Source organism: Halomonas sp. Bachu 37 (assembly GCF_039691755.1).
Classification (GTDB): domain Bacteria; phylum Pseudomonadota; class Gammaproteobacteria; order Pseudomonadales; family Halomonadaceae; genus Vreelandella; species Vreelandella kashgarensis.
On sequence record NZ_CP137552.1, the window covers coordinates 1938487 to 1961150 of the forward strand.

At 58.6% G+C, this 22664-nt stretch carries 20 protein-coding genes and 1 pseudogene; 14 read left to right on the top strand and 7 right to left on the bottom strand.

Features of this window, described 5'->3' with window-relative positions; all coding sequences use genetic code 11:
* Positions 1-49: 49 nt before the first annotated feature.
* From R5M92_RS08895 to R5M92_RS08905, 3 genes are read left to right on the top strand one after another with little or no spacing between them, the layout of a single operon-like run.
* Positions 50-478: a DUF2231 domain-containing protein gene (locus R5M92_RS08895; protein ID WP_346795568.1), complete on the top strand. Its 429-nt coding sequence runs from the start codon at positions 50-52 to the stop codon at positions 476-478.
* Positions 475-1776 carry a sorbosone dehydrogenase family protein gene (locus R5M92_RS08900; protein ID WP_346795569.1) on the top strand — a complete coding sequence of 434 codons (1302 nt, stop codon included), beginning with the start codon at positions 475-477 and terminating at the stop codon, positions 1774-1776. Before R5M92_RS08895 ends, R5M92_RS08900 begins: the two co-directional genes overlap by 4 nt.
* Complete coding sequence (locus R5M92_RS08905; protein ID WP_346795570.1) at positions 1769-2416, top strand: hypothetical protein; 648 nt, start codon at positions 1769-1771, stop codon at positions 2414-2416. The genes R5M92_RS08900 and R5M92_RS08905 overlap by 8 nt, the downstream gene beginning before the upstream one ends.
* A gap of 63 nt (positions 2417-2479) precedes the next feature.
* Here the strand turns inward: R5M92_RS08905 and R5M92_RS08910 are convergent, their stop codons facing one another.
* A complete protein-coding gene (locus R5M92_RS08910) occupies positions 2480-3280 on the bottom strand; it encodes a PhzF family phenazine biosynthesis protein (protein WP_346795571.1) in 801 nt (266 codons plus the stop codon).
* 94 nt (positions 3281-3374) lie between these two features.
* The gene (locus R5M92_RS08915) at positions 3375-3620 is read right to left on the bottom strand and encodes a hypothetical protein (protein ID WP_346795572.1); all 246 of its coding nucleotides are present in this window, start codon (positions 3618-3620) and stop codon (positions 3375-3377) included.
* A 314-nt stretch (positions 3621-3934) separates the two neighbouring features.
* Between R5M92_RS08915 and R5M92_RS08920 the strand changes: the two genes are divergently transcribed.
* Positions 3935-4351: a CopG family transcriptional regulator gene (locus R5M92_RS08920; protein ID WP_346795573.1), complete on the top strand. Its 417-nt coding sequence runs from the start codon at positions 3935-3937 to the stop codon at positions 4349-4351.
* 16 nt (positions 4352-4367) lie between these two features.
* On the top strand, positions 4368-5636 hold the full coding sequence (locus R5M92_RS08925; protein WP_346795574.1) for a PHB depolymerase family esterase: 1269 nt from the start codon (positions 4368-4370) through the stop codon (positions 5634-5636).
* Positions 5637-5717: 81 nt separating this feature from the next.
* On the opposite strand, the gene R5M92_RS08930 is transcribed toward R5M92_RS08925, so the two are convergent.
* Positions 5718-7844, bottom strand: coding sequence for a TonB-dependent siderophore receptor (locus tag R5M92_RS08930; RefSeq protein ID WP_346795575.1), 2127 nt, complete (start codon positions 7842-7844; stop codon positions 5718-5720).
* A 262-nt stretch (positions 7845-8106) separates the two neighbouring features.
* Here R5M92_RS08930 and R5M92_RS08935 point away from each other — a divergent pair, with 262 nt between their 5' ends.
* From R5M92_RS08935 to R5M92_RS08950, 4 genes are all read left to right on the top strand, one after another.
* On the top strand, positions 8107-9093 hold the full coding sequence (locus R5M92_RS08935; RefSeq protein WP_346795577.1) for an iron-siderophore ABC transporter substrate-binding protein: 987 nt from the start codon (positions 8107-8109) through the stop codon (positions 9091-9093).
* A 91-nt stretch (positions 9094-9184) separates the two neighbouring features.
* The gene (locus R5M92_RS08940) at positions 9185-10129 is read left to right on the top strand and encodes an iron ABC transporter permease (protein WP_346795578.1); all 945 of its coding nucleotides are present in this window, start codon (positions 9185-9187) and stop codon (positions 10127-10129) included.
* Positions 10126-11169, top strand: a complete 1044-nt coding sequence (locus tag R5M92_RS08945; RefSeq protein ID WP_346795579.1) for an iron ABC transporter permease — start codon at positions 10126-10128, stop codon at positions 11167-11169. Before R5M92_RS08940 ends, R5M92_RS08945 begins: the two co-directional genes overlap by 4 nt.
* Positions 11166-11987, top strand: coding sequence for an ABC transporter ATP-binding protein (locus R5M92_RS08950; protein ID WP_346795580.1), 822 nt, complete (start codon positions 11166-11168; stop codon positions 11985-11987). Before R5M92_RS08945 ends, R5M92_RS08950 begins: the two co-directional genes overlap by 4 nt.
* Here the strand turns inward: R5M92_RS08950 and R5M92_RS08955 are convergent.
* From R5M92_RS08955 to R5M92_RS08965, 3 genes are all read right to left on the bottom strand, one after another.
* Positions 11984-12139, bottom strand: coding sequence for a hypothetical protein (locus R5M92_RS08955; RefSeq protein WP_346795581.1), 156 nt, complete (start codon positions 12137-12139; stop codon positions 11984-11986). The two genes, R5M92_RS08950 and R5M92_RS08955, sit on opposite strands and share 4 nt — an antisense overlap.
* Positions 12136-13269: a diguanylate cyclase gene (locus tag R5M92_RS08960; RefSeq protein ID WP_346795582.1), complete on the bottom strand. Its 1134-nt coding sequence runs from the start codon at positions 13267-13269 to the stop codon at positions 12136-12138. The genes R5M92_RS08955 and R5M92_RS08960 overlap by 4 nt, the downstream gene beginning before the upstream one ends.
* A gap of 212 nt (positions 13270-13481) precedes the next feature.
* A complete protein-coding gene (locus tag R5M92_RS08965) occupies positions 13482-14636 on the bottom strand; it encodes a Fic family protein (protein WP_346795583.1) in 1155 nt (384 codons plus the stop codon).
* 321 nt (positions 14637-14957) lie between these two features.
* On the opposite strand from R5M92_RS08965, the gene R5M92_RS08970 reads away from it, so the two are divergent.
* From R5M92_RS08970 to R5M92_RS08980, 3 genes and pseudogenes are all read left to right on the top strand, one after another.
* Entirely contained in the window at positions 14958-15221 is a 264-nt protein-coding gene (locus R5M92_RS08970) for a helix-turn-helix transcriptional regulator (RefSeq protein WP_346795584.1), read from the top strand.
* Complete coding sequence (locus R5M92_RS08975; protein WP_346799316.1) at positions 15211-16470, top strand: type II toxin-antitoxin system HipA family toxin; 1260 nt, start codon at positions 15211-15213, stop codon at positions 16468-16470. The genes R5M92_RS08970 and R5M92_RS08975 overlap by 11 nt, the downstream gene beginning before the upstream one ends.
* Positions 16471-16513: 43 nt before the next feature.
* A pseudogene (locus tag R5M92_RS08980) lies at positions 16514-16610 on the top strand (type I methionyl aminopeptidase); the annotation flags it as partial.
* A gap of 459 nt (positions 16611-17069) precedes the next feature.
* On the opposite strand, the gene R5M92_RS08985 reads toward R5M92_RS08980, so the two are convergent.
* Complete coding sequence (locus R5M92_RS08985; RefSeq protein WP_346795585.1) at positions 17070-17444, bottom strand: transcriptional regulator; 375 nt, start codon at positions 17442-17444, stop codon at positions 17070-17072.
* A 107-nt stretch (positions 17445-17551) separates the two neighbouring features.
* Here R5M92_RS08985 and R5M92_RS08990 point away from each other — a divergent pair, with 107 nt between their 5' ends.
* A complete protein-coding gene (locus R5M92_RS08990; RefSeq protein ID WP_346795586.1) occupies positions 17552-19699 on the top strand; it encodes a site-specific DNA-methyltransferase in 2148 nt (715 codons plus the stop codon).
* On the top strand, positions 19696-22641 hold the full coding sequence (locus tag R5M92_RS08995; protein WP_346795587.1) for a DEAD/DEAH box helicase family protein: 2946 nt from the start codon (positions 19696-19698) through the stop codon (positions 22639-22641). The genes R5M92_RS08990 and R5M92_RS08995 overlap by 4 nt, the downstream gene beginning before the upstream one ends.
* Positions 22642-22664: the final 23 nt, after the last annotated feature.

Genomic DNA, 22664 nt, shown 5'->3' on the forward strand with positions numbered 1-22664 from the left:
AGAGCCGGCCAGACGCAGAATTCTGCTCGAACAGCAAAAGGAGCTTGCCGTGACAGTCCCCGACCGACCTTATCGAAGCGGATTGCATCCGCTTCATGCAATATTTCTCGCGGGAACCATTCCTCTCTTTCTTGGCGCCGCATTGAGCGACTACGCTTACTCGACCAGCTACCACATTCAGTGGGGCACCTTCGCTTCCTGGTTGAATATCGGCGGTCTCGTTTTTACCGGCCTCGCGCTCCTGGCGGCGGTTGTCGGATTATTCCTCCACTCCGACCGCCGACACGGACTGCCCCTCTTTTACGTATTACTGCTGTTGATTACCTGGATTGTCGGCTTCATCAATGCGCTGATCCATGCCCGGGACGCCTGGGCGATGATGCCCACGGGTTTCATTCTCTCGATCGTTCTCACCGTACTGGCATGTTTGGCTGCCGGGATCGGTTTCTTTCGTCTCGGCGCCGGAGGTAAGCAATGAAGATTTCCCGCCTCTTTTACCTCAGCAGCCTGTCGCTTTTCCTGGCCGCAAGCACAAACAGTGTCGCGGATACGCAACAGCAGTATGGCCCCAACCCCGACCTTCCAGAGCCGCAGCGCGGACTGTTGCCCGACATGACGGTTCCCGAACCAGTGGAATGGGGCAATCAGCAACCGACAGTACCCGACGGCTATACCATCACGGCTATTGCCACCGGCCTCAAGGTGCCCCGCCAGACCTTGGTACTGCCCAATGGCGATATCCTGGTGGCCGAAGGCAGAGGCGGCAATGCACCGCCACTGAAGCCCAAGGACTTCATCGCCGGTATCATCAAGTCAAAGGGGACCACCTCAGTCGAGAGCGGTGACCGCTTGACCCTGCTGCGGGATAACGACGGCGAGGGTACCTATGAAGAACAGACAGTTTTTGCCGAGGACCTCAACGCGCCTTACGGGCTGGCTCTGGTGAATAACGACCTGTTCGTGGCCAATCAGGATGCGCTGGTACGCTTCGATTACGAGGAGGGCCAGACCCAGGCCAGCGGGCCGCCTGAAGAGATTGCGAAGCTACCTTCCGCAATCAACCACCACTGGACCAAGGCGATGACCGCCAGCGCCAATGGACGTTTTCTCTTTGTGGGTATCGGCTCCAACAGCAACATCACCGAACGCGGCATGACGGCGGAAGTCGACCGGGCCGAAGTGTGGCAGATCGATGCCCGCAGTGGGGCGCACAAGCCGTACGCGACGGGCTTGCGCAATCCTACTGCGCTGGCCATCCAGCCCGAGACGGACCAGCTGTGGGCAGTGGTAAACGAGCGCGACGAGCTGGGACCGGACCTGGTCCCCGACTATCTCACTACCGTTCAGGAAGGTGGGTTCTACGGCTGGCCCTACAGTTACTGGGGTCAGAATGTGGACCCACGCGTACGGCCACAGGATCTTGAAAAAGTGGATTCAGCGATTGTGCCCGATTACAGCCTGGGCTCGCATGTAGCACCGCTCGGTCTTGCTTTCTCCACACCCGCCATGGGCGATGAATTCGCGGAAGGGATATTCATCGGCGAACACGGCAGCTGGAACCGCGCTGATCCCGTGGGCTACAAGGTGGTCTTTGTGCCTTTCAGCAATGGTCAGCCCGACGGCGACCCCATCGATTTCGTGTCTGGATTCCTTACCGATGAGGGCAAGACTCGCGGGCGGCCGGTCGGCGTGACCGTTGACCCCAACGGCGCCCTCCTCATTGCCGACGACCTGACCAATGCCGTCTGGCGTGTAACACCGGATAGCGATGATTGAGGCGATCATCCAGAAACGTGAAGGCGGCGGACGTGGAATCGCCGTCTTTACTGCTATTTATCCCTGGAGGCCGTACATGATCGAGTCATTAGCAGAACTCGAAGAAGTCAGAAGCTCCTGTCATACGATGGTAACGAGGAGTTCAAGACTATCAGCCGGCACCGCCATGGTTCCCGTACCTGGCCTGGATGTGGGTTCGGACGTTGCCATATTGATGCGACTGATACCCAAGATTAATGAAAAATTCGGTTTATCGCCTGAACAGATCGAAGGGCTCGATACCGAATCAAAGCTATTCGTGATGACGGCCATTTCAAATACCGGAAGCAAGATGGCCGGGAAATACATCACCAGAAAACTGATCGTGATGCTTCTCAACAGAATGGCAGGCCGAGTAGCCGCCAAGGGAGTGACGAAGTTCGTACCCTTCGTCGGCAGCGCCGTGGCAGGCGGCATCAGCTATACCGCCATGAAATACATGGGCAACAGTCACGTCGAAGATTGTTATCAAATCGCCTTGGCGACACTACAAAAAGACCAGCTTGAAGCTGCTGTTCTGGCCGCTCCCGAGCCAACGCCCGACTCGAAGTTGAGGCCGAAAGATACTTTCGACATAGACGACCCGACGATTACCGGTTAGCGTAACTTCGCCCCTCTGCTCTGCCGTATAGCGGTTCGCTAGTGGCGACGAAACTGCCTGGGATCATGTTGATTGCGGACTCGGTAATGTAATGACGCCTTTGAAATAAGGCGCCACCTGCCCTTTTATCATTACGCGCTCGCCTTTCACTTCGCAGGTTAGCTGCCCTTTGCGTTGCCCGCCCTGCTGGGCGATCAGGCACGTTTTATCCAGCTTGGCTGCCCAGTATGGTGCCAGCGAAGTATGGGCCGAGCCGGTTACCGGGTCTTCCTCCACTCCCGCCTTGGGGCCGAACCAGCGCGAGACAAAATCCACATCGCTGCCTTTGGCGGTAACGGCAATGCCACGCCCCGGCAGCAGCTTCAACCGCTGCATATCGGGTGCCAGCGACTCGATCAGCTTGGCCTCGCTAACCACGGCCACGATATCATCGGAAATCAGCAGTTCCTCGATCTCGCGAATTCCCAGAGCTGCGGCTACTTCGGCTTCCATTGCCAACGGCTTGAGCGTTTTGGCTGGAAAATCCATGACCAGTTCGTCGCCTTCACGTTGCACCGAAAGCTCGCCGCTGCGCGTCTCGAAGTAAAGCGTCTCCGCGGTCTCACCAAGCGCATTGAATATCACCCACGCTGTCGCCAGCGTGGCATGGCCGCATAAATCCACCTCGACAGACGGTGTGAACCAGCGCAGGTGATAGCCGGTTTCCGTGGGCACAAAAAAGGCGGTTTCCGAAAGGTTGTTCTCGGCAGCGATAGCCTGCATCAGGGCATCATCGAGCCAAGTTTCCAGCGGACAGACCGCCGCCGGGTTACCCTCGAAGGGCTTGGATGCAAAGGCGTCCACTTGGTAAAGGTCGAGTTTCATTACAGAATCGGCAGTTATCAAAAAGAGCAGTTATCAATAGGAGAAGACTAAAACGATAACGTTAAGTGCCGCGAACGCCAAGCAATGCCAGCCGTCAGTACTCGTTATCGTATATTTCACCGCCGTCATAGTCCTGATTGTCGTCAGGGTCCGAGCCGGGTTCGTTCGAGGTAGCGCGCTCGAAACTGCGTGCGGCCTCGATGGCATCGGGCTCGTTGTCATGGCGGGAAACCTCGGCGGGACCGTTCGGGTCGCTTATATCAACCACCCGCCATCCTGACACCAGAATGCTGTCTTCTCGCTCTTCTGTGATGGGTTCGACACGTGCCGTGCGAGTCATAACACCTCCTTGGTCAATACTCCCTCTCTGTATAGCCCAAAATCGCGCCACGTAAACCCAGTAGCGTTAGAGACGCTCACCTCAGCCATATTCAGCTGGGCATTGCCGCCCCCTGATGTGCCCCATTGACGCCCCCTGTCGGCGCGTTTGCGGATGCTCGTCGCTCGGGTAATCGGGATTTTTCAGGCGAGATTGGATAGTGCATCTTGTTATTTAGCCCAACCAGCCTAATATACCATCCATATGGATGGTATACGGATGGCTAAATAGCCGCCTGAATGATTCCCCGATAGCAGATCAACGAGGCATAACCCATGAGCGTGCATGAACTGCGCCGCAAGACCGGCGACTCCAGCGAAAAGATCACCATCAACCTGGGGGTCGTCGACCTGGGGCAGATCGATCTCCTGGTTCAGGAAGGGTTTTACTCCAATCGCACCGACCTGATCCGCACGGCCATTCGTAACCAGTTGGCGACCCATGCCGAAGTGGTCAAGGAGACCGTGACCCGCAAGGCCTTCGTGCTGGGGCTGGAGCATTACAGCCGTGAGGATCTGGAAGCCCTGCAGAAGGCGGGCGAGAAGCTGCAGATTCAGGTCCTGGGCATGGCCAGCATCGCCGACGACGTATCACCGGAGCTTGCCCGCGCCACCATCGAGTCGGTGGTCGTGCTGGGCGCTCTGCATGCCAGCCGGGCGGTCAAGGCCGCCCTGGCGGACCGAATCCACTGAATCAGGAATAGCGACGATGATCGATGCAACGATGGCGAAGCGAATGGAAGAAGCGACGCGGCTAACGCGGGCCGGAAAGCTGCACGAGGCCATGGCCATACTGCAGGGAGCGATGCCCGGGGGAAAGGATGAGGCGAGCAATGACGAAACGCCGGATAATTTCGAGGGCAATACCTACGAGGGAAGCTGGCATGTCGTCGATGAAGAAGTAACGGAGTCGAAGCCCGGTTGGTCGAAAGGAGCGGAGGGTTCAACCACTGACGGGTTCCCGAATGGCGATATGGGAGTGCCTGCCGCATGGCGCGAGACGTGGCTCAAGTTTCGCGACACCGCAGCGCAGTTTGAGAGAGCACAGCCCGAGCATGCCAAGGGTACTTTTGAGAAAGCACAGCCGGGCGCGTTTACAGCCGGTCGCTTCAGCAATCATGTCGGCACGCGCGACTACAAGCTGTATATCCCCAGCGGCCATCACGGCCAGGCACTACCGCTTGTGGTCATGCTGCATGGTTGCACGCAGAATCCCGATGACTTCGCCGCCGGCACCAACATGAACCGGCTGGCTGAAGAGCAGCTGTGCTGCGTGCTCTATCCAGCCCAGCCAATGAGTGCCAACAGCTCGAAGTGCTGGAACTGGTTCAAGGCCGAAGACCAGCAACGCGAGGGCGGTGAGCCGGCGATCTTGGCCGGCATGACCCGAGAGGTGATCGACACCCACGGACTCGATGCGAGCCGGGTCTATGTCGCCGGGCTCTCGGCGGGCGGCGCCATGGCAACGACCCTGGCAATGACCTACCCGGATCTCTTCGCGGCGGTGGGCGTCCACTCCGGGCTCCCCCACGGCGTGGCGCAGAGCCTCCCCGATGCCCTGGGTGCGATGCAGGGCGGCACGGGCCCCTTGGGCGGCGGCGCAGCGCGGGAGACCGGGTGGGCGTCACAGGTGCCTGCCATCATTTTTCATGGCGACCGCGACACGACCGTACACCCCAGTAATGCGGATCGCGTTGCCGCTCAGTACATCGCCACGCGCAAGAGTAATAAGACGAAGAGCGAACGTGGGGGAAACGCTAGAATCACGGTCGAGCAAGGCCGGGTGACCAATGGCCATGCCTATACGCGAACTACGCATTTAGACGAGAAAGGCGAGCCGCGGCTGGAGCAGTGGTGGATACAGGGCTCAGGCCACGCCTGGTCGGGAGGCAGTGCGCAGGGAACCTATACCGATCCCAAGGGCCCGAATGCCACCAAGGAAATGCTGCGCTTCTTCTATCAACAGCAGTTGGGCTGAACGCAGCGCGGGCCAATCAACTCAGCAATAGTCGCTGCCAGCAATAGCCGCGCTGCGCCTCAGGATATGGGAAACATACCATCACCAGCGATAGCTCACTTTTGCGGTGATTTCGCGCCCCGGATTGTAGTAGTCAGCCGTGCCTGACCCGACCACGTGCTGCTCGTCAAGCAGGTTGCTGACATTGACGGCCAGGTCGGCGTCCTGGGTGAGCTGGTAGCTGAAAGCCGCATCAAAGAGCGTTGCCGCATCGCTCTTGGACGTATTGGCGGCATCGAAGTAGTAGGAATCAACATAGCGGGCGCCGAGCCCAACACTCATATCCTGATTCGGAAGCGTGTAATGAGCCCACAGCGACGCCGTATGTTTCGGTGCTGCGGTGAACTCGTTACCCTCTCTGGCTGCATTGCTGTCGCGTACCACTTCCGACTCCATATAGGAATAACCGCCGGTCAGGCTCAAGTCGTCGGTCAGCTCGACCTTGGCCTCCAGGTCAAGTCCTCGAACGCGGGATTCGCCGATGGTTTCCCGTTCGATCACGCCATTGTCCTGCACGACCGCAATAGTGACGTCGTCCCTGGTCAGGTCATAGATAGCTGCCGAAAACAGCGCATTCGTACCAAAGGGAGAATATTTCGCACCAATTTCGTACTGTTCACCCCGTTCAGGCTCGACGCCGATCGTGGGCGGTGCGACAGATTCCACCATGCTGACATAGGCGGAAACTTCGTCGGTGACGCGATAGGTCAGCGCACCGCGAAGTGAGGTCTCGGAGAAGTCATCGGAATCGGTGACACCGGCCATGTTGGTACCGGAGACATCCAGTGAGTCGTTGCGCGCACCCGCTGTCACAATGAACCGATCATAGAAGGACAGGTTCTGTGTCAGGAAGAGCGACTTGGTGGTGTAGTCCTGCTTATTGCTGCTATAGACATTCAGGCTGCTCGGCGCGCCGCTAAAGACAGGATTTTCGATATCGATGGAGGTCGCATCGCCGTAAAACGAGCTGTCTTCGGTTGAGGCATCGCGATACTCGACTCCCACAAGCGTGCTGCTATCAACCCAGTCAAAGCGGGCGTCGTATTGCAGGATAGCGTTGCCGATCACTTCCTGGGCTTCGTTGTCGGTGCCGAAGTAATCACGATCCACCACGCTACCGACCCGCGCCGCAGAGTCAGTGATATAAACGTAACCGAAGTCGTCGGTCAGGTCGCTGTAACGCAGGTTGCCCCGCAGGGTCAGGCCGTTGTCGAAATCGTGGGTGAGCTGCCCGGTGAGGCTGGTACGCTCGACATCGTGATAGTTGAAGCCAGGCTCGCCAAAGAACTCGTCGCGGCCATACTCCCGGTCAAGCGGATAACCACCGCTATTGGGGGTATCATCACGCTTCAGGTAATCGAAGATAACGCTTGCTGAGGTGTAATCTGTCGGCTCCCAGGCCAGGCCGCCCATCAAGAAGCCGTTGTTGTCCTTGGAGTGATCGTATTCCCGATCGCTGTCCCGGATAGTGCCGGTGAAACGGTAGGCGACTGTCTCGTCAGCGTTTAGCGTGTCACCCACATCTAAGCCAGCCTCTTTTGCATCGAATGAACCGTAGGAGAGATAGCCCTCCCCAAACCGCTCAAAGCGTGGCCGCTTGCTCACGAAGTTGACCGAGCCACCTGGATCCGCCGGGCCAAACAGGGTGGAGTTGGCGCCGCGCAATACTTCAACGCGCTCGTAGGCGTAAGGCTCTTCGCGTACACCGCGCATCGAGCCTTGCGTCAGCCCATCACGGTAGGTAGTCGCCTGGAATCCGCGAATTTTAAAATAGTCATTACGGTCATCGGTACCGTAATAATCGGTGAGGACGCCTGGCGTATATTGCAGCACTTCCTCGGTGGTAGAGGCGTTGCGCTGCTCAATCTCTTTCTCAGTAATGACCGACACGGAGGCAGGTGTATCAAGAATACTGGTGGCGACCTTACCACCCACCCAAAGCTCCTGAGCTACTATCGAATTGGCATCATCATCAGCGTAGGCCTGGGCGTTGACGATAATGGGGGCGAGACGATATCCCTCGTTATCGTCACCGCCTTCGCCGGTTTCCTGAGCGCTCCCGAGCATGGGAATACTCACCAGCGTTGTGCCGCACAGAATGGCGGTAGTGGTCTGCTGCCACCGTACCCGACTTGCGTTGCGCCGGACTGTGCTATTGCTATCAGTCATGTTGAAGATCCCTTGAATGAATAAACCTACCCTTGCGCCTTGTGATTCTCTTTTGAAAGGCCGACAGAGTATCCGAAGCTAGCATCCCCGAGTCAAGAGTGATAATGTCAATCACAATCATTTAGTTGAACTTTTGATAATAATTATAATACACAGTGGCGACATGTATCGCCTGGACTATCGGTCATATATCTAGACGCTGCGTGCTTACCACTCAGTGAGAATTATTCGTTATTTATGTCTTAAGCTTTTGGAGAAGGCTATGGCCCTGTTCCATAGACATCTGAGCGCCTGTGTGGCGCTTCTTGCTGCGTGCGGCCTCGGCGCTGCGCCAGTCGGTGCGCAGCAATACCCTCTTGAAATCGACCACGCCCTGGGCACCACCGTGCTCACAGGAAAACCCGAGCGAATAGCCACCGTGGCCTGGGCCAATCACGAAGTACCACTGGCGCTTGGCGTGGTGCCGGTCGGTTTTGCCGCCGCCAACTTTGGCGACGACGACGGCAACGGCCTGCTGCCCTGGGTGGATGCCCGACTTGAAGCGCTGGACGCCACGCCCCCCGCCCTATTCGATGAAGGCGACGGCATCGATTTTGAAGCCGTGGCCGAAAGCCGGCCCGATGTGATTCTGGCCGCCTACTCGGGGCTTAGTCAGGCGGATTACACCACCTTGAGCCAGATTGCCCCGGTAGTGGCCTACCCAGAAGGCCCTTGGGCGACCGACTGGCGCGACATGATCCGCCTGAACAGCATAGGCATGGCGGAGGAAGGCCAGGCGCTCGTCGAAGAACTCGAGGCGCAGATTGCCGACACCGCCGACAACCATCCCGAACTTGCGGGCAAGACGGCCATGTTCGTGACCCACCTTGACCCCACCAACCTGGGGCGCATTTCGTTCTACACCGACAACGACGCCCGGGTGCGGTTTTTCCACGACCTGGGGCTGGCGTCCCCCGACGTGGTCAAGCAGAACTCCACGCCCGGTAAGTTCGCCGGCGAAATCAGCTCCGAGCTGATCGACGAGCTCAACGATGTGGATATTCTGGTCACCTACGGCGGCCAACCGCTGATCGAACAGCTCAACTCGCATCCGCTCACCTCCCGCTTACCGGTGGTGGAAAACGGCGCCATTGTCATGCTCGGCAATACCCCGCTGGGCACGGCGGCCAACCCTACTCCCATGTCGATTTCATGGTTACTGAACGATTATGCAGACCTGCTCGCAGAAGCCGCACGCAAGTCAGACTAACCGCGCTACGGTAACTGGCCCTGGCGTCGCCCAGCAGCGCAGCAAACTGAACACACGTATTGCCGGCGGCCTCTTGCTGCTGGCTTTGCTTATGCTGGGGTCAATGCTTTCCGTTGCTTTTGGTGCCCGGGCAGTGGGTTGGCCGGAAATCGCCGCCGCGCTGAGCGGCCAGGTGGAAACCATTGGCGATGCCGCCGTGGCCAGCCGCCTGCCGCGCACGTTGCTTGCCATGTTGGCCGGGGCCGCGCTGGGTGTCTCCGGCGGGGTGATGCAGGGCCTGACCCGCAATCCGCTCGCCGACCCCGGCCTTCTGGGGGTCAACGCCGGAGCGGCGCTGGCGGTGGTGATCGGCATCGCCTGGTTCGGTATCGACGAGACGGCCACTTACATCTGGACAGCGATTGCCGGCGCAGCAGTGGCGGCCTGCGCGGTTTACGCCATTGCCAGCCTCGGTCAGGGTGGTGCCACACCGCTCAGATTGGCGCTGGCGGGTGCGGCCATTACTGCGACACTCAGCTCGCTTGCCACCGCCGTGGTACTGCCGCGTGGCGATATCGGGGGGCTGGTGCAATCCTGGCTGGTGGGCGGCGTGGGCGGCGCGACCTATGACCAACTGCTGCCGGTACTGCCCTTTCTACTCACCGGGTTCGTCATCACCCTGCTCGCCGCGCGCAAACTCAATATGCTGGCGCTGGGTGATGACACCGCCGCCGGGCTGGGCGAAAAGGTGGCAGTGGCCCGCGCCATGTCGGCTATCGGCGCGGTATTGCTGTGCGGGCCGATTACCGCCGTATGTGGGCCGATTGGCTTTGTCGGTTTAGTCGTACCCCACGCCTGCCGCCTGCTAGTAGGTGGCGACTATCGCTGGCTGCTGCCCTTCTCTGCCCTGGGCGGCGCCGTGCTGTTGACGTTTTCAGACGTGGCAGGCCGACTGGTGGCGCACCCATCCGAGCTGGATGTGGGGCTCGTCACCGCCTTCATAGGCGCGCCGGTATTTATCTGGATAGTGCGCAATCGCAAGGTAGGCTCGCTATGAACCAGCCGCCCCTCAACGCCATCGGCCACTTCCGGCACATGCGCCGCACCAGCGCCAAACGTCGCGCCCGCATGATCTCGATACTTGCCGCCTGCCTGCTCGCGGGCGTGCTGTTGACCCTGATGCTGGGGCAGTCCTTCACGCCGCTAACCACGGTGGTACGCATACTTGGCGGCGCCGAGGTGCCGGGCGCTGGTTTCACCGTGCGTGAGCTACGCCTGCCAAGAGCCGTGGTATCCGTGCTGGTGGGCGCCTGTTTCGGCCTGGGCGGCATCGCCTTTCAGACCCTGCTGCGCAACCCGCTGGCAAGTCCTGACATCATCGGCATCAGTACCGGCGCCAGCACCGGGGCGGTGTTTGCCATTGTGGTGCTCTCTCTGAGCGGCCCTGCGGTTTCGCTGGTGGCGATTGCCGCGGGGCTCGGCGTGGCGCTGCTGATCTACATGCTCTCCTGGCGCCAGGGCGTGACCGGCGGGCGACTGATATTGATCGGCATTGGCCTGGCCGCGATGCTGCAAAGCGTGACCGCCTACCTGCTGATGCGCGCCCCCAGCTGGACGCTTCAGGAAGCCCTGCGCTGGCTCACCGGCAGCGTGAACGGCGCTCAACTGGACCAGGCGCTGCCGCTGTTGGTCGCCCTGCTACTGTTCGGCGGGCTGCTGCTAAGCCGCCGCCGCGACCTTGAAACCCTGCGCATGGGCGATGACCTTGCCGCCGGGCTGGGCGTGCGCCTGGCCATCACGCGCGCTGTCGTGGTCATCACCGCCGTGGCGCTGGTGGCGTTTGCCACCGCCGTTTCCGGCCCGGTGGCATTCGTGGCGTTTCTTTCCGGCCCCATTGCGGCGCGGCTGATGGGCCGCAATGATTCGCTGCTGGTGCCCGCCGCGCTGGTGGGGTCACTGCTGGTGCTGCTGGGTGATTATGCGGGCCAGTTCCTGCTCCCCGCTCGCTATCCAGTCGGCATCGTGACCGGCGTGCTGGGCGCGCCCTATCTGCTGTATTTGATACTTCGTGACAACAAGACCCGAGGCACCCTATGAGCGTTTCCTCACTACTCGCCCAGGGCCTGGCAGCAGGCTACGGGGAACGCACCATTCTCGATGGCGTAAGCCTGAGCGTGCCCGCCGGCTGCACTACCGCCATTGTGGGCGCCAACGCCTGCGGAAAATCCACGCTTTTGCGCGTGCTTTCACGGCTGCTTACTCCCTCCCACGGCAGCGTGCTGCTGGATGGCGATGACATTAACCAACTGCCCATCCGCCGCCTGGCACAGCAATTGGGGTTTCTGCCACAGTCTCCCATCGCCCCGGAAGGCATTAGCGTGCTCGAACTTGTGAGCCGGGGCCGCCATCCGCATCAAGGGCTTTTCAAGCGCTGGAGCGCCGCCGATGAAGCCGCCGTGGCGGAAGCCTTGTCCGTCACTCACCTGAGCGAGCTGGCCGAACGCCACGTGGACGAGCTTTCCGGCGGGCAGCGCCAGCGAGTGTGGATCGCCATGGCGCTGGCCCAGCAAACCAAGGTGCTGCTGCTCGATGAGCCCACCACCTTTCTGGATATCAACCACCAGGTCGAGGTACTCGATCTTCTCACCGACCTGAACCGGCAGCGCGGCACCACCATCGTGATGGTGCTCCACGAGCTCAACCTGGCCGCCCGTTACGCCGACCAGCTGGTCGCCATGGCCAACGGCAATGTCTACGCCGCAGGCCCGCCGGAGGAGATACTGACCGAGCAGATGGTGCGCGACGTATTCGGCCTGGAAAGCCGGGTCATCGAAGACCCGGTGACCGGCAAGCCGATGATGATTCCGCTGGGGCGGCACGGGGTGCGCCCACCAGGCCGTCCGGTCTCTTCCTAGTTGGGCGTAGGCTTGCAGATCCAGTACTTTCCCACTGGGGTGGCAATACGTGAAAGCAGCCGCTCGTGCTCATCGTGCCGGTTATCCATGGCCCTTGCCATGCGCATGTACGTGGCGGCGGCGCAGCGCGGGCTAACCGCTTTCACCTTCATTCTTCTTCCATTCCCTTGCCACACATCACTACCCGGTTCCTGCCGTCGCGCTTGCCAGCGTAAAGCATCCGATCCGCCCGTGTGATCAGGGAATCGAGATCAATCTCTTCAGGGTTCGCTACTGCAATACCGATGGTGACGCTCAGGCACAGCTCGCTCATTTCACCCTCTGACGACAGTTCGGCGACCGTCTTCTTTAGCCGTTCCGCCACGATCTGGGCGTCTTCGGAGCTAGTGTTCGGCAGGGCCACCACGAACTCTTCGCCGCCGAAACGCCCAATCACATCCATTGGCCGCAGGGATGACGCACAGGCCTCTGCGATCCTGGTCAGAACCCGATCCCCATGCGCGTGGCCCCAGGTATCGTTGATGCTCTTGAAATGATCCACATCGATCATGAACAGGCTGAACGGCACCTTGTCCAGTTGCGAGCGCTGAAAAAGCCCTTCGGCCAGCTTCATGAAATGGCCGCGATTATTCAGCCCTGTCAGAGCGTCCAGCTCGGCCAATATACGGAGCTGATCTTCCAGGGAAGTCCGGTTAGCTATTTCCTTATGCAGCTGTTGATTTTGATCGCGCTCTTCGTGAAGCAACGCAAACTGCTTGCGCTGTAGGTTTTCCAGGCGCAGCAAGGCACAGAATCCCACCACATTGGCCATGATCAATAGCAGCGCTATGCGCAGTGTCGCCATCGGCTCGATCTCAGCAAACAGCACCGCCGAGACCAGAAAGCCAATATTCAAATAGAGGCTGGCGAACGTCACCACTGTCAGCAGATTGGGCATCAGAAGATAGAAGGCCATGGTGGCTACCACCACCGCGGTTACCTGGGTAGAGAGGCTCTCCGGGCGCAAGGGAACGATCAAGATGATACCCGTCGCAAATATCCATAACGGCAACGCGTGCAACCAGACGTTCCGGGAGTACCCGCCCCTGCGCCTGATGATAAAGGCCAGAACAAGGCAAAGGCTCATTACCACGATGCGCATAGCAAGCAGCAGATAAAGCTCTCTGGTAGAGCCAAGAAGGTAGTAGTCCGAAATGGCGAACATGCCAAAGACCAGGGCCGCCACGCTCACGGCAAGGCAAGATTCGAGCCGCACCCGCGACTTGATGGACCTGCGATACATCGACTCCTTGCTGTCATCACGAAACTGTCCAGTCAGCCAATGCACCTGATATTGTGTTTTTAGAGAAGGCAAGTCCCCGTACTCCCTGGATAAAACGGCGATTCTTTAGGGTTCGATCAGCGAAGCGACGGCTCCCTGGCTGAAGAGAGTTTTCTTGGAAATCAGCATATCTATATTCATAGAGTAACTGAAGCGCTTTGGAACTGACTTTCTCAAGCGCGACTGTGCCGGTCATCGCCTGGCTCGCCACCTAGACGTTCACGCATTAGTACCGCGTAGCGCGTACTGCGCCCACCGCCAGGAAGCTTGTACAGACAGCCCTTTTCTAACAGCTCGGATAGATCCCGCGTTGCGGTGGCTTTACTCACCTTCGCCAACGATTGGTACTTGCGGGCATTCATGCCCTGCTCAAATTCTTCTCCTGCCGTATCCAACAAGCGATTCAGCACCTTGATCTGACGCTCATTGAGTACGGTAGTGGCATGTTGCTGCCAGAAGTTGGTTTTCAGCAGGACACGGTCGATTCTCAACAGCGCCTGCTCAAGCGCCTCTTTCAACGTATCCAGAAACCACAACAGCCACGGCGTAATATCGAGACCGCCTTTCTGAGCGTTTTCAAGGTGATCGTAGTACGCCTCGCGACGCGCCATGATGGCCGCGCTCAGCGAGTAGAAGCGGACCGATTGCCGCTCTGCCTGTGCCAGCGCTCGATCCGTCACTGCGCGCGTCACGCGTCCATTGCCATCATCAAAGGGGTGCAAGGTAATCAGCCAAAGGTGAGCTATGCCGGCGCGAACCAGCGCATCAAGCTCCTGGGGCGGATGGTTGAACCAGGCAATAAACGCATCGAGCTCTGTGCCCAACTGCACGCGGGGCGGCGCTTCAAAATGCACCTTGGGCCGATCGAGCCGACCCGACACCACTTGCATGGGTTGATCGCCACGCAGCTCGCCTACACGCACATTGCCTAGCACGCCGGGGCCTTGGACAAAGAGCATGGACTGCCAGAGGCACAGCTGCTCACGGGAAAGCGGCTCATCCAATTGATGCGTGGATTGCAGCAACAGCTCCACCAGCGCCTCGGATTCCGGCGTCGTTCTGGATACCCCTGCTTGCTGTAAGCCCAGATGGCGAGCCACGGAAGAGCGTACGGAGCCAACATCCAGACGTTCGCCTTCGATCTCGCTGGTACGGATGGCATTCTGGATAAGCGTATCCATCTCCACATCCAGATTAGCCTGTCCGGGAGCAGCCTCGGTTTTACCCAGCACACGGCCCTGCAGTAGTCGCACGACATCCAGCGTAGGCCGAAGAACGGATTCATCCCACTCAAAATGCGGCCAACTATGTTGCTCCCAGATATACATGAGCCGATTGCTCCGCCTATTCAGATCATATCATGAGCCGATTATGGGTTATATTCGGCTCATAGGCTAGTGCTGTTGTGGCGGGAAACGGTTAGCGATGGCGGCAGGAAACAGGAGCGCACCAGGGGAGAGCGAAAGACCGCATGCATCTAGCCATCAACTAAACCGTCAAATACAACATGACACGATTGATTACCGATCGGTAATTTTCAGAACATTTTAAGCTCCTATAATCGCACAGTTACCGATCGGTAATATTCAAGTTGTAACGCAATATATTTAAGCCTAGACTTACCGAACGGTAATCTCATCCAGGCTCCCATGACTTCCGACGACGCATCCTCCCCCATGACCACCACCATTCGCCAAAGCGAAGACCTGGGCAGACTTGTGCGCCAGCTGCGCGCCGAGCAAGGGCTATTGCAAATCGATCTGGCCGGTCTCGCCGGCACCGGCAATCGTTTCATCGTCGATTTGGAACGGGGCAAGCCGACCCTTCAGTTACAGAAAGTGTTGGACGTGCTGGACTTGATGGGGCTTGAAGTGGTCGTAAGGCGCAAGGGTGGCAAGCGCCATGGCAAGTGACGATACCTTGGCGGTGTATCAAGGCGAAAGGCACGTCGGGTGGTTATACGATACCCAGCCACTACGCTTCGAGTATGCCCTAGCTTGGTTGGAGTATCCGGAAGCGGTAAGCCTCTCACCCGCACTGCCCCTCTCGCGGCAAATTCACGCAGGCGATGACGTGTTGGCTTACTTTGAGAACCTCCTGCCGGAAGGTGACCTTCGCCATCACCTGGAACTTCGCCATCACGCCACAACCGTTTTTGGACTGCTGAAAGCTATTGGTGGAGATACGGCCAGCGGCTTCACCCTGCTTTCGCCAGATGAGTCACCGGCTCCGCCGCGCTATCGGCCCATTCGTTGGCAAACCGTGGCGGAACACTTGCGACATCGGGAACGAGGCCCTTTATTCTCGCAACAGGGCGAAGAGGCACGTATATCACTGGCCGGTGCCCAAAACAAGTTACTGCTGATGGTGCAGCCAGACGGAAACCCCGCCATACCAGAGGGTTCGGCGCCTTCCAGCCATATTCTCAAGCCAGATATTCAAGGCCTGAAGGGTGTTTGGGCGACCGCCCTCAACGAAACCTTCTGCATGCAACTGGCCGCTGAACTCGGGCTAGAAGTCGCCGAGGCGAGCTACCAACCCGAAACCCGCGCCTGTCTTGTGCGCCGATATGACCGCATTCCCGACGCACAAGGTAAATTGCGGCGTCTGCACCAGCTCGATTTCTGCCAGTTGGCTGGCACACCTTCGCTGATCAAATACGAAAACGACGGCGGCCCGGGGCTGGTTCGCTGCCGCGAACTCCTGCAGCAGGTGGGAACACCGGCGAAAGACTTGCAGCGCCTGATCGGCTGGCTCTTCTTCAACCTGCTGATCGGCAACAACGACAGCCACGCCAAGAACCTCGCCATCCTCTACACCGACGAAGGCCCCCGATTGGCGCCGTTCTATGACCTGATGAGCACAGCGCTTTATAGCGGACTTTCAAACCGCTTTGCGCTGCGTGTCAACGGTGAGGATCGCCCCGGCAACATCGAACGCTCGCACCTCGAAGCCTTGGCACGCTCGATGCGTTTCCAGCCAAGTTACTTTTTAAAACAGGGGCTAGAACTTGCTGAGCGCATGCCGGCAGCTATAGACAGCACCCTCGCCACGCTGAGTACCATAGCGAATCAAGGTACTGAACAGACACTGCTAGAGAGGTTGCAACAACGGCTTTTAAGCAACTGTCGAAAGCTGCCGGAGCGATGGTCGGCGAATTAATGCAAAGCCCCGCCTATTCGGAAGCCCGCAAATACTGATCTTGCCCCAGGCCTGCTACGATTTCCCGGGGGGCGACCTGCATCAGCGTCAATGAAGAGATTGCCCACGGTATCCCCGGTGAGCCCTTCCTGTCCAAGGGCGGCCACTGTGCCACCGAAGGCGATGACGGCTGAACCCTCTACGCCCCCCCCACGCGCCGGTGGTGCAGTATGAGCACACAGTAGTGGCTACGGATCGTGGGGCTATCTTCGTCACGCTGCCGGGATGATTCTCAACCCCGGAGTGTAAACTCAAGCGTCGCGACAGCCAGCCCTGGAAAGGCGCCCGGCCCTGCCTGCCCGACATGAAGTCGGTGATCGGCCCCGCCCCCGACAAGCCAGGGCTGTGTCTCGCCCAGATGATGGATGGCTAAGAACCCACCACGGTGGATATAGCACCGTTTCGCGTCGATCGCTTTTTGAAAGTGAGGTCATGATACTAAGTGGGCGTCCAATGGTGCCCCACCGTAGCCAGCCGAGCTGGTATGCTGCGGATCGACAAGCCATCCAGAGAGGTAAAGCTATGGATAATACCTTTCCCTATGCGCGTTTCAACAGTTTCTACGCATAAGCCCTGAGAAAAGCCAACATCACCTGGCGCACGATCTGACGCTGCTCATCAGGCAGCTTGCGGTATGCCTGAAGTAGTTCAAGCTCCTCCCCTCCGATAGTTATTTCCCACTTGCCGTGAGTCTCGCCCACACGGCTGCCTGCCGCTTCGCCGTAGCGTAATACATGGGGCTCGATGCCCAGTCGCTCGGCCAGCACCTGCAATTTGTCCTGTTCCGGTATGGAGTCACCGCGCAGCCAACGCCGTACCGCCTGGTAAGTGACCGGCTTTCCCCAGTAATGCAGATTGAACAGACGCTCCAGCACCGACGGGCGGGCTTCGTAGCCTGCGGCATGCATGGCCTGCTTGAGGCGCTCGGCAAACATTGCTTTTTCATTCATGCGCCGAATGTGAACTATTTGTTCACTTCGCGTTGAATAGAGATTCACTTTTGTATTGAATTATCGATTCAATCAGCATGAACGGATGTAACATGGCCAAATCCCTGCTCACTCAGCTCCCCGAGATCGTCGCTCGCGGGCGTCAGGTCGCGGAAAAGATTATGGAAAGTCTGGAGGGCAGGCACCGCGTCGGGCTGCAGACCCGCGAATGGGTGCTGCCATCGAAGGACAGCAAGACCAACGATTGGATCAATCAAAACCTGCACCAACAAGCCCTGGCCTCGGTGCAGGACGGACTGTTCGGCGAGATTCAACCTTCGCTCGACGATGCCGGAGCAAAGGAAGAGGGCCACTGGCGCAATCGCCTGATCTATGGCGATAACCTTTTGACCATGGCCGCGCTGCTGGCCGGTGACAAAGCCACGGGGCTGCCCAGCCTGCGTGGCCAAGTTGACCTGATCTATCTCGATCCGCCGTTCGATTCAAAAGCGGACTATCGCACCAGGATTCAACTGCCTGGCGTTCAGCTGGAGCAGCGCCCGACGGTAATCGAGCAGTTCGCCTACTCCGATACCTGGAGCGACGGCACCGCCTCCTACCTGGAAATGATCACGCCACGGCTGATCCTGATGCGCGAGCTATTGAGCGACACCGGTTCGATCTATGTGCATCTAGATTGGCATGTAGGGCATTATGTTAAGCTGGTTCTCGACGAAGTGTTTGGGAAGGATAACTTTATAAATGAAGTTGTTTGGAAACGAAGTGACGCGAAAGGAGATGCAACTCAAGGAAGCCAACACTATTCCCGTATACATGATGCAATATTATTCTATCAAAAGGCTCCTTCAAGATATTGGCAACCAATTTTCTTACCTCTATCAACAGAATATGTCACTAATTTCTATCGGCACAAGGATCCAGACGGAAGGCGGTACAAGCTAGAAAATATGCTTGGCCCCGGTGGAGCAGCAAAAGGAAATCCAGTTTACGAAGTAATGGGCGTTACAAGGCCTTGGCGTTACTCACGAGAAAGAATGCAAAAATTGATAAATGAAGGACTCGTGATTCAAACCAAACCCGGCAATGTCCCAATGCAAAAAAAATATTTAGATGAGTCAAAAGGAGTACAAGCCAGCACATGGTGGGATGATATTAGTATGCTGAGGGGATTTTCATCTGAAAAAATTAATTATTCTACTCAGAAGCCCGAAAAACTCATCGAACGCATCATCAACGCCTCCTGCCCTGAAAACGGCCTGGTCGCCGACTTCTTCGGCGGCTCTGGCACCACGGCTGCCGTGGCGGAAAAGCTCGGCCGGCGCTGGATTACAAGCGACCTGGGCAAGCCTGCCTGCATGATCATGCGCAAGCGCCTGATTGACCAGAACGCAAAGCCCTTCTTTTATCAGGCCATCGGCGACTATCAGGTCGAGGCAGCAAAGAATACCTTGGGGCGCAGTTTCCGTATCGGCGACTTATCGCAGATCGTATTGGCGCTGTACGGCGCGCAGCCGTTGGAAGAAACCGACAACCCGACACGCAATCTGGGCTTTATCACCGGTGGCGGGGTGCGCACCTTGGTATATGCCGACTCACCCAACAAGCTGACCGGCGCAGCCACGCTGAAAAAGGCCTTGGCCCAGCGCGACAGTCTGCTCGGCGGTTGGGATAAGGTGGTAGTGCTGGGCTGGAACTTCGACCCGGCCATTGCCGAAAGCATCAGTGCATTGAACGATCCCGGTCTGGAAGTACTGGTGATTCCGCCGGACCTGCTTGACCGACTGAAAAAGAAGGGCAGCCTGGAAAAACTGCGCGGCAGCGTGCGCTTTGCCAGCCTGCAGTATCTGAAACTCAAGCCGGTGCAGCGCGTGCGCAGCGCCAACGCACAATCGGAGACGCTGACCGTCAAACTGGCCAATTACGTGCTGCTGTCCCCCGAGGCGATCAACCTCGACGATGCCAACCGTGCCAAGCTGCAGGCGCTGATGAACGAGGAGCCGCTGGCATTGATCGAGTATTGGGCAATCGACCCGGACTATGATGGCCAAGTGTTCCGCTCGGTGTGGCAGGACTATCGCGGCAACGTCGATAGTGACGGCGATCCGCTGAGGGTGGTGACCGAGGCGGTGCTCACGGTGCCGGCCAAGACCGGGCCGCGGCGGATCTGCGTACGCGCGGTGGACGTGTTCGGCTTCGAGGCCGAAGTCTGCGTCAATGTCGGCGTGGAGGGCTTATCATGAGCGATCTCGTCACCGGCAACCGCGAACAGCTGCAATTGGCCGATGCCTTGACGCAGCATACCAATGTATTGTGCAGTGGCTTGGAAGAGGGCACTGCTGAAATTTTTGACTGGGTCACGCCGACCACCGCCGAGCTGCTGACCTGGTGGTTCGGCGCGGAGATGGTCGCCGCGCGTCCCGGCCTGAATTTCCATCCCGGACAGCGCCAGGCCATCCTCAATACCCTCATCGCCCATGAGGTGCTCGGCTGCACCAGTTTAAAGGCGCTGTATCAGAAGATGGCCCCCGATGCGCTGCAGGCGGGTAATCGCCTGAGCGAGGTCAGCAGCGATAAGCATGCCCACCCCAAGTATTGTCTGAAGATGGCCACCGGCACCGGCAAGACCTGGGTCCTACAGGCGCTGCTGGTCTGGCAACTGCTGAACAAGCGCGCTGCGCTGGAAGCGGGCCAGGACGATCCGCGCTTCACCCGCAACTTCCTGATCGTGGCGCCGGGGCTGATCGTCTACGAACGTCTGCTGGAGGCGTTTCTCGGCAAGGAAATCCTGGGACGTCGCGACTTTGCCAGTTCCGATGTAGCGCGCTATGCCGAGCTGTTCATTCCCGGACCGTACCGTGAGCAAGTGTTCGGTTTCGTACGTGGCAATACCTGCCCCAAGGGCGAAATCGGCCTCAGAACGACCGGCAACGGATTGATCGCCATTTGCAACTGGCACCTGCTCAGCGACGCGGCCCAGGATGACGATACGTACGAGGCGAGTCCGCCTGGCAGCCTGGCCGAGCCCAAAGACGTCATTACTGGGCTACTGCCGCTACAACCCGGCAAGGCCACCGGCAACAGTCTCGACGTGCTCGACCGTCGCCATGCGCGCGGCCAGGTACTCGATTACCTGACCGGTCTCGATGAGCTGATGGTATTCAACGACGAGGCGCACCATATCCACGAATTCAAGCGTGAGGGCGAGGTCACCGAGGTCGAGTGGCAGAAGAGTCTGAGCCTGATCGCCGCCCCCAAGGGCCGACGTTTCGTGCAGGTGGACTTTTCCGCAACTCCTTACAACGATGTCGGCAGCGGTAAGAAAAAACGCAAGCTGTACTTCCCGCATATCATCACTGACTTCGACCTGAAAACCGCCATGGCGCAAGGGCTGGTGAAGTCGCTGGTACTCGACAGGCGCAAGGAAATCGGCGCGTTGCCGCTGGAATTCACGGCCGAGCGCGACGCAGATGGCAATCCGGTGCTCAGCGAAGGGCAGCGCATCATGCTGCGTGCCGGCCTGCAGAAACTGCGCAAGCTGGAAAGCGACTTTGCCGCCATCGACCCGAACCGCCATCCCAAGATGCTGGTGGTCTGCGAAGACACCAAGGTCTCGCCGTTGGTGGCGCAGTTTCTGAGCGATGAAGGTCTGGCCGACGACGAAGTGATGACCATCGATTCGGGAAAGAAAGCCGAGCTGGGCGAGAAAAACTGGATACCGATACGCGAGCGTCTGTTCAACCTCGACGCTCACGCCGCACCACGGGTAGTGGTCAGCGTACTGATGCTGCGTGAGGGCTTCGACGTCAACAACATCTGCGTCATCGTGCCATTGCGTTCCAGCCAAGCGCAGATCCTGTTGGAGCAGACCATCGGCCGGGGGCTGCGACTGATGTGGCGCGATCCGGAGTATGATGATACCAAGGCCGAAAATCGCGCCCTGCTCAAGAACGGTCAGGAACCGAACAGCCTGATCGATGTACTGACTATCATCGAGCACCCGGCGTTTCAATCGTTCTACAACGAGCTGATGCTGGAAGGCCTGGCCGGAACGACGGGCGACGACAACGACAGCACGACCACTACCGGCGACATGCTGGCGGTCGGCTTGCGCGAAGATCATGCCCAGTACGATTTCGCCATTCCCTTCATCCTGCGTGACAGCGACGAGTGGCTGGAGCATCAGGGACCCGACATAGCCGAGCTCAAGCCATTTACGCAATTCAGTCTTGCTCAGCTCCAAGATATGCTCGGCAAGGGCGACGTGTTCAATTCGCAGGATCTGCAGAGCCAGACGTTGTTCGGCGATTATCGGGTGGATGGCGCAGTGATGAATGTGAGCGGTTACAACGACCTGCTGGGTCGCCTGACCCGCCGCATCGCCCAAGCACTTCACCAGCCGCTGCCCAAGGGCAACAAGCTCGCTGCCCACGTGGCCAAGCCCTACCTGCAGGTCAATACCGCCGAGCTGGCCGGCTGGATCGAGAGCTACATCGAAGACCAGCTGTTCGGCGAACACTTCGAGCCGTTGGTCGATGAAAACTGGCGTCTATTGCTTTTACAGCCGGTGCTAGACCACATTACGCGTATATTCGCACTGGCCTTGATCGAAGCCGAGCAGACCCAGTCATCGGGTACGCTGGAAGTAAAACACCGCTATCTCTCAGAAGTGCCGAAGTTGATGATGCGCGAAAAGCACTCCCAGGCTATCAACAAGTGCATATACGAGCGCCAAGGCTGGTCGGCGCGCCACGGCGGCCTGGAGCGCAGCTTCATTCAGTGGGCCAGTAGCGATGCCAGCGTGGCGGCCTTCTGCAAGATCAATGAGAACCGCCACACCTTCGCCCGCCTGCGCTACGTACGTCAGGATGGTCTGCCGGCCTTCTACTGCCCCGACTTTCTTGTCCGCATCCAAGACGCCATCTACCTGGTCGAAACCAAAGCGCAGAAGGATATCAATCACCCAGATGTACGACGCAAACTCAAGGCTGCACAGACCTGGTGTGAACGCATCAATACCCTGCCACCGGAGCATCGTCAAGCATTACCCTGGTCTTACGTACTGTTGGGGGAAAGCGTGTTTTATGAATGGAAAACCAAGGGCGCCAGCCTCGACGAACTGTTGAGGTTCGCGAGGGAGCAGCCGATCGAGGCAACCGTTACCTCACAAAGGGAACTGTTTTAAAAATTTGAAAAGAAGCAGGCCCG

Coding starts and splice junctions, on each gene's coding strand:
- R5M92_RS08920 (WP_346795573.1), top strand. CDS start 3,935: ATGAGCGTGCATGAACTGCGCCGCAAGACCGGCGACTCCAGCGAAAAG.
- R5M92_RS08950 (WP_346795580.1), top strand. CDS start 11,166: ATGAGCGTTTCCTCACTACTCGCCCAGGGCCTGGCAGCAGGCTACGGG.
- R5M92_RS08965 (WP_346795583.1), bottom strand. CDS start 14,636: ATGTATATCTGGGAGCAACATAGTTGGCCGCATTTTGAGTGGGATGAA.
- R5M92_RS08935 (WP_346795577.1), top strand. CDS start 8,107: ATGGCCCTGTTCCATAGACATCTGAGCGCCTGTGTGGCGCTTCTTGCT.
- R5M92_RS08955 (WP_346795581.1), bottom strand. CDS start 12,139: ATGAAGGTGAAAGCGGTTAGCCCGCGCTGCGCCGCCGCCACGTACATG.
- R5M92_RS08945 (WP_346795579.1), top strand. CDS start 10,126: ATGAACCAGCCGCCCCTCAACGCCATCGGCCACTTCCGGCACATGCGC.
- R5M92_RS08910 (WP_346795571.1), bottom strand. CDS start 3,280: ATGAAACTCGACCTTTACCAAGTGGACGCCTTTGCATCCAAGCCCTTC.
- R5M92_RS08990 (WP_346795586.1), top strand. CDS start 17,552: ATGGCCAAATCCCTGCTCACTCAGCTCCCCGAGATCGTCGCTCGCGGG.
- R5M92_RS08925 (WP_346795574.1), top strand. CDS start 4,368: ATGATCGATGCAACGATGGCGAAGCGAATGGAAGAAGCGACGCGGCTA.
- R5M92_RS08905 (WP_346795570.1), top strand. CDS start 1,769: ATGATTGAGGCGATCATCCAGAAACGTGAAGGCGGCGGACGTGGAATC.
- R5M92_RS08975 (WP_346799316.1), top strand. CDS start 15,211: ATGGCAAGTGACGATACCTTGGCGGTGTATCAAGGCGAAAGGCACGTC.
- R5M92_RS08995 (WP_346795587.1), top strand. CDS start 19,696: ATGAGCGATCTCGTCACCGGCAACCGCGAACAGCTGCAATTGGCCGAT.
- R5M92_RS08970 (WP_346795584.1), top strand. CDS start 14,958: ATGACTTCCGACGACGCATCCTCCCCCATGACCACCACCATTCGCCAA.
- R5M92_RS08900 (WP_346795569.1), top strand. CDS start 475: ATGAAGATTTCCCGCCTCTTTTACCTCAGCAGCCTGTCGCTTTTCCTG.
- R5M92_RS08915 (WP_346795572.1), bottom strand. CDS start 3,620: ATGACTCGCACGGCACGTGTCGAACCCATCACAGAAGAGCGAGAAGAC.
- R5M92_RS08985 (WP_346795585.1), bottom strand. CDS start 17,444: ATGTTTGCCGAGCGCCTCAAGCAGGCCATGCATGCCGCAGGCTACGAA.
- R5M92_RS08940 (WP_346795578.1), top strand. CDS start 9,185: ATGCTGGGGTCAATGCTTTCCGTTGCTTTTGGTGCCCGGGCAGTGGGT.
- R5M92_RS08930 (WP_346795575.1), bottom strand. CDS start 7,844: ATGACTGATAGCAATAGCACAGTCCGGCGCAACGCAAGTCGGGTACGG.
- R5M92_RS08960 (WP_346795582.1), bottom strand. CDS start 13,269: ATGTATCGCAGGTCCATCAAGTCGCGGGTGCGGCTCGAATCTTGCCTT.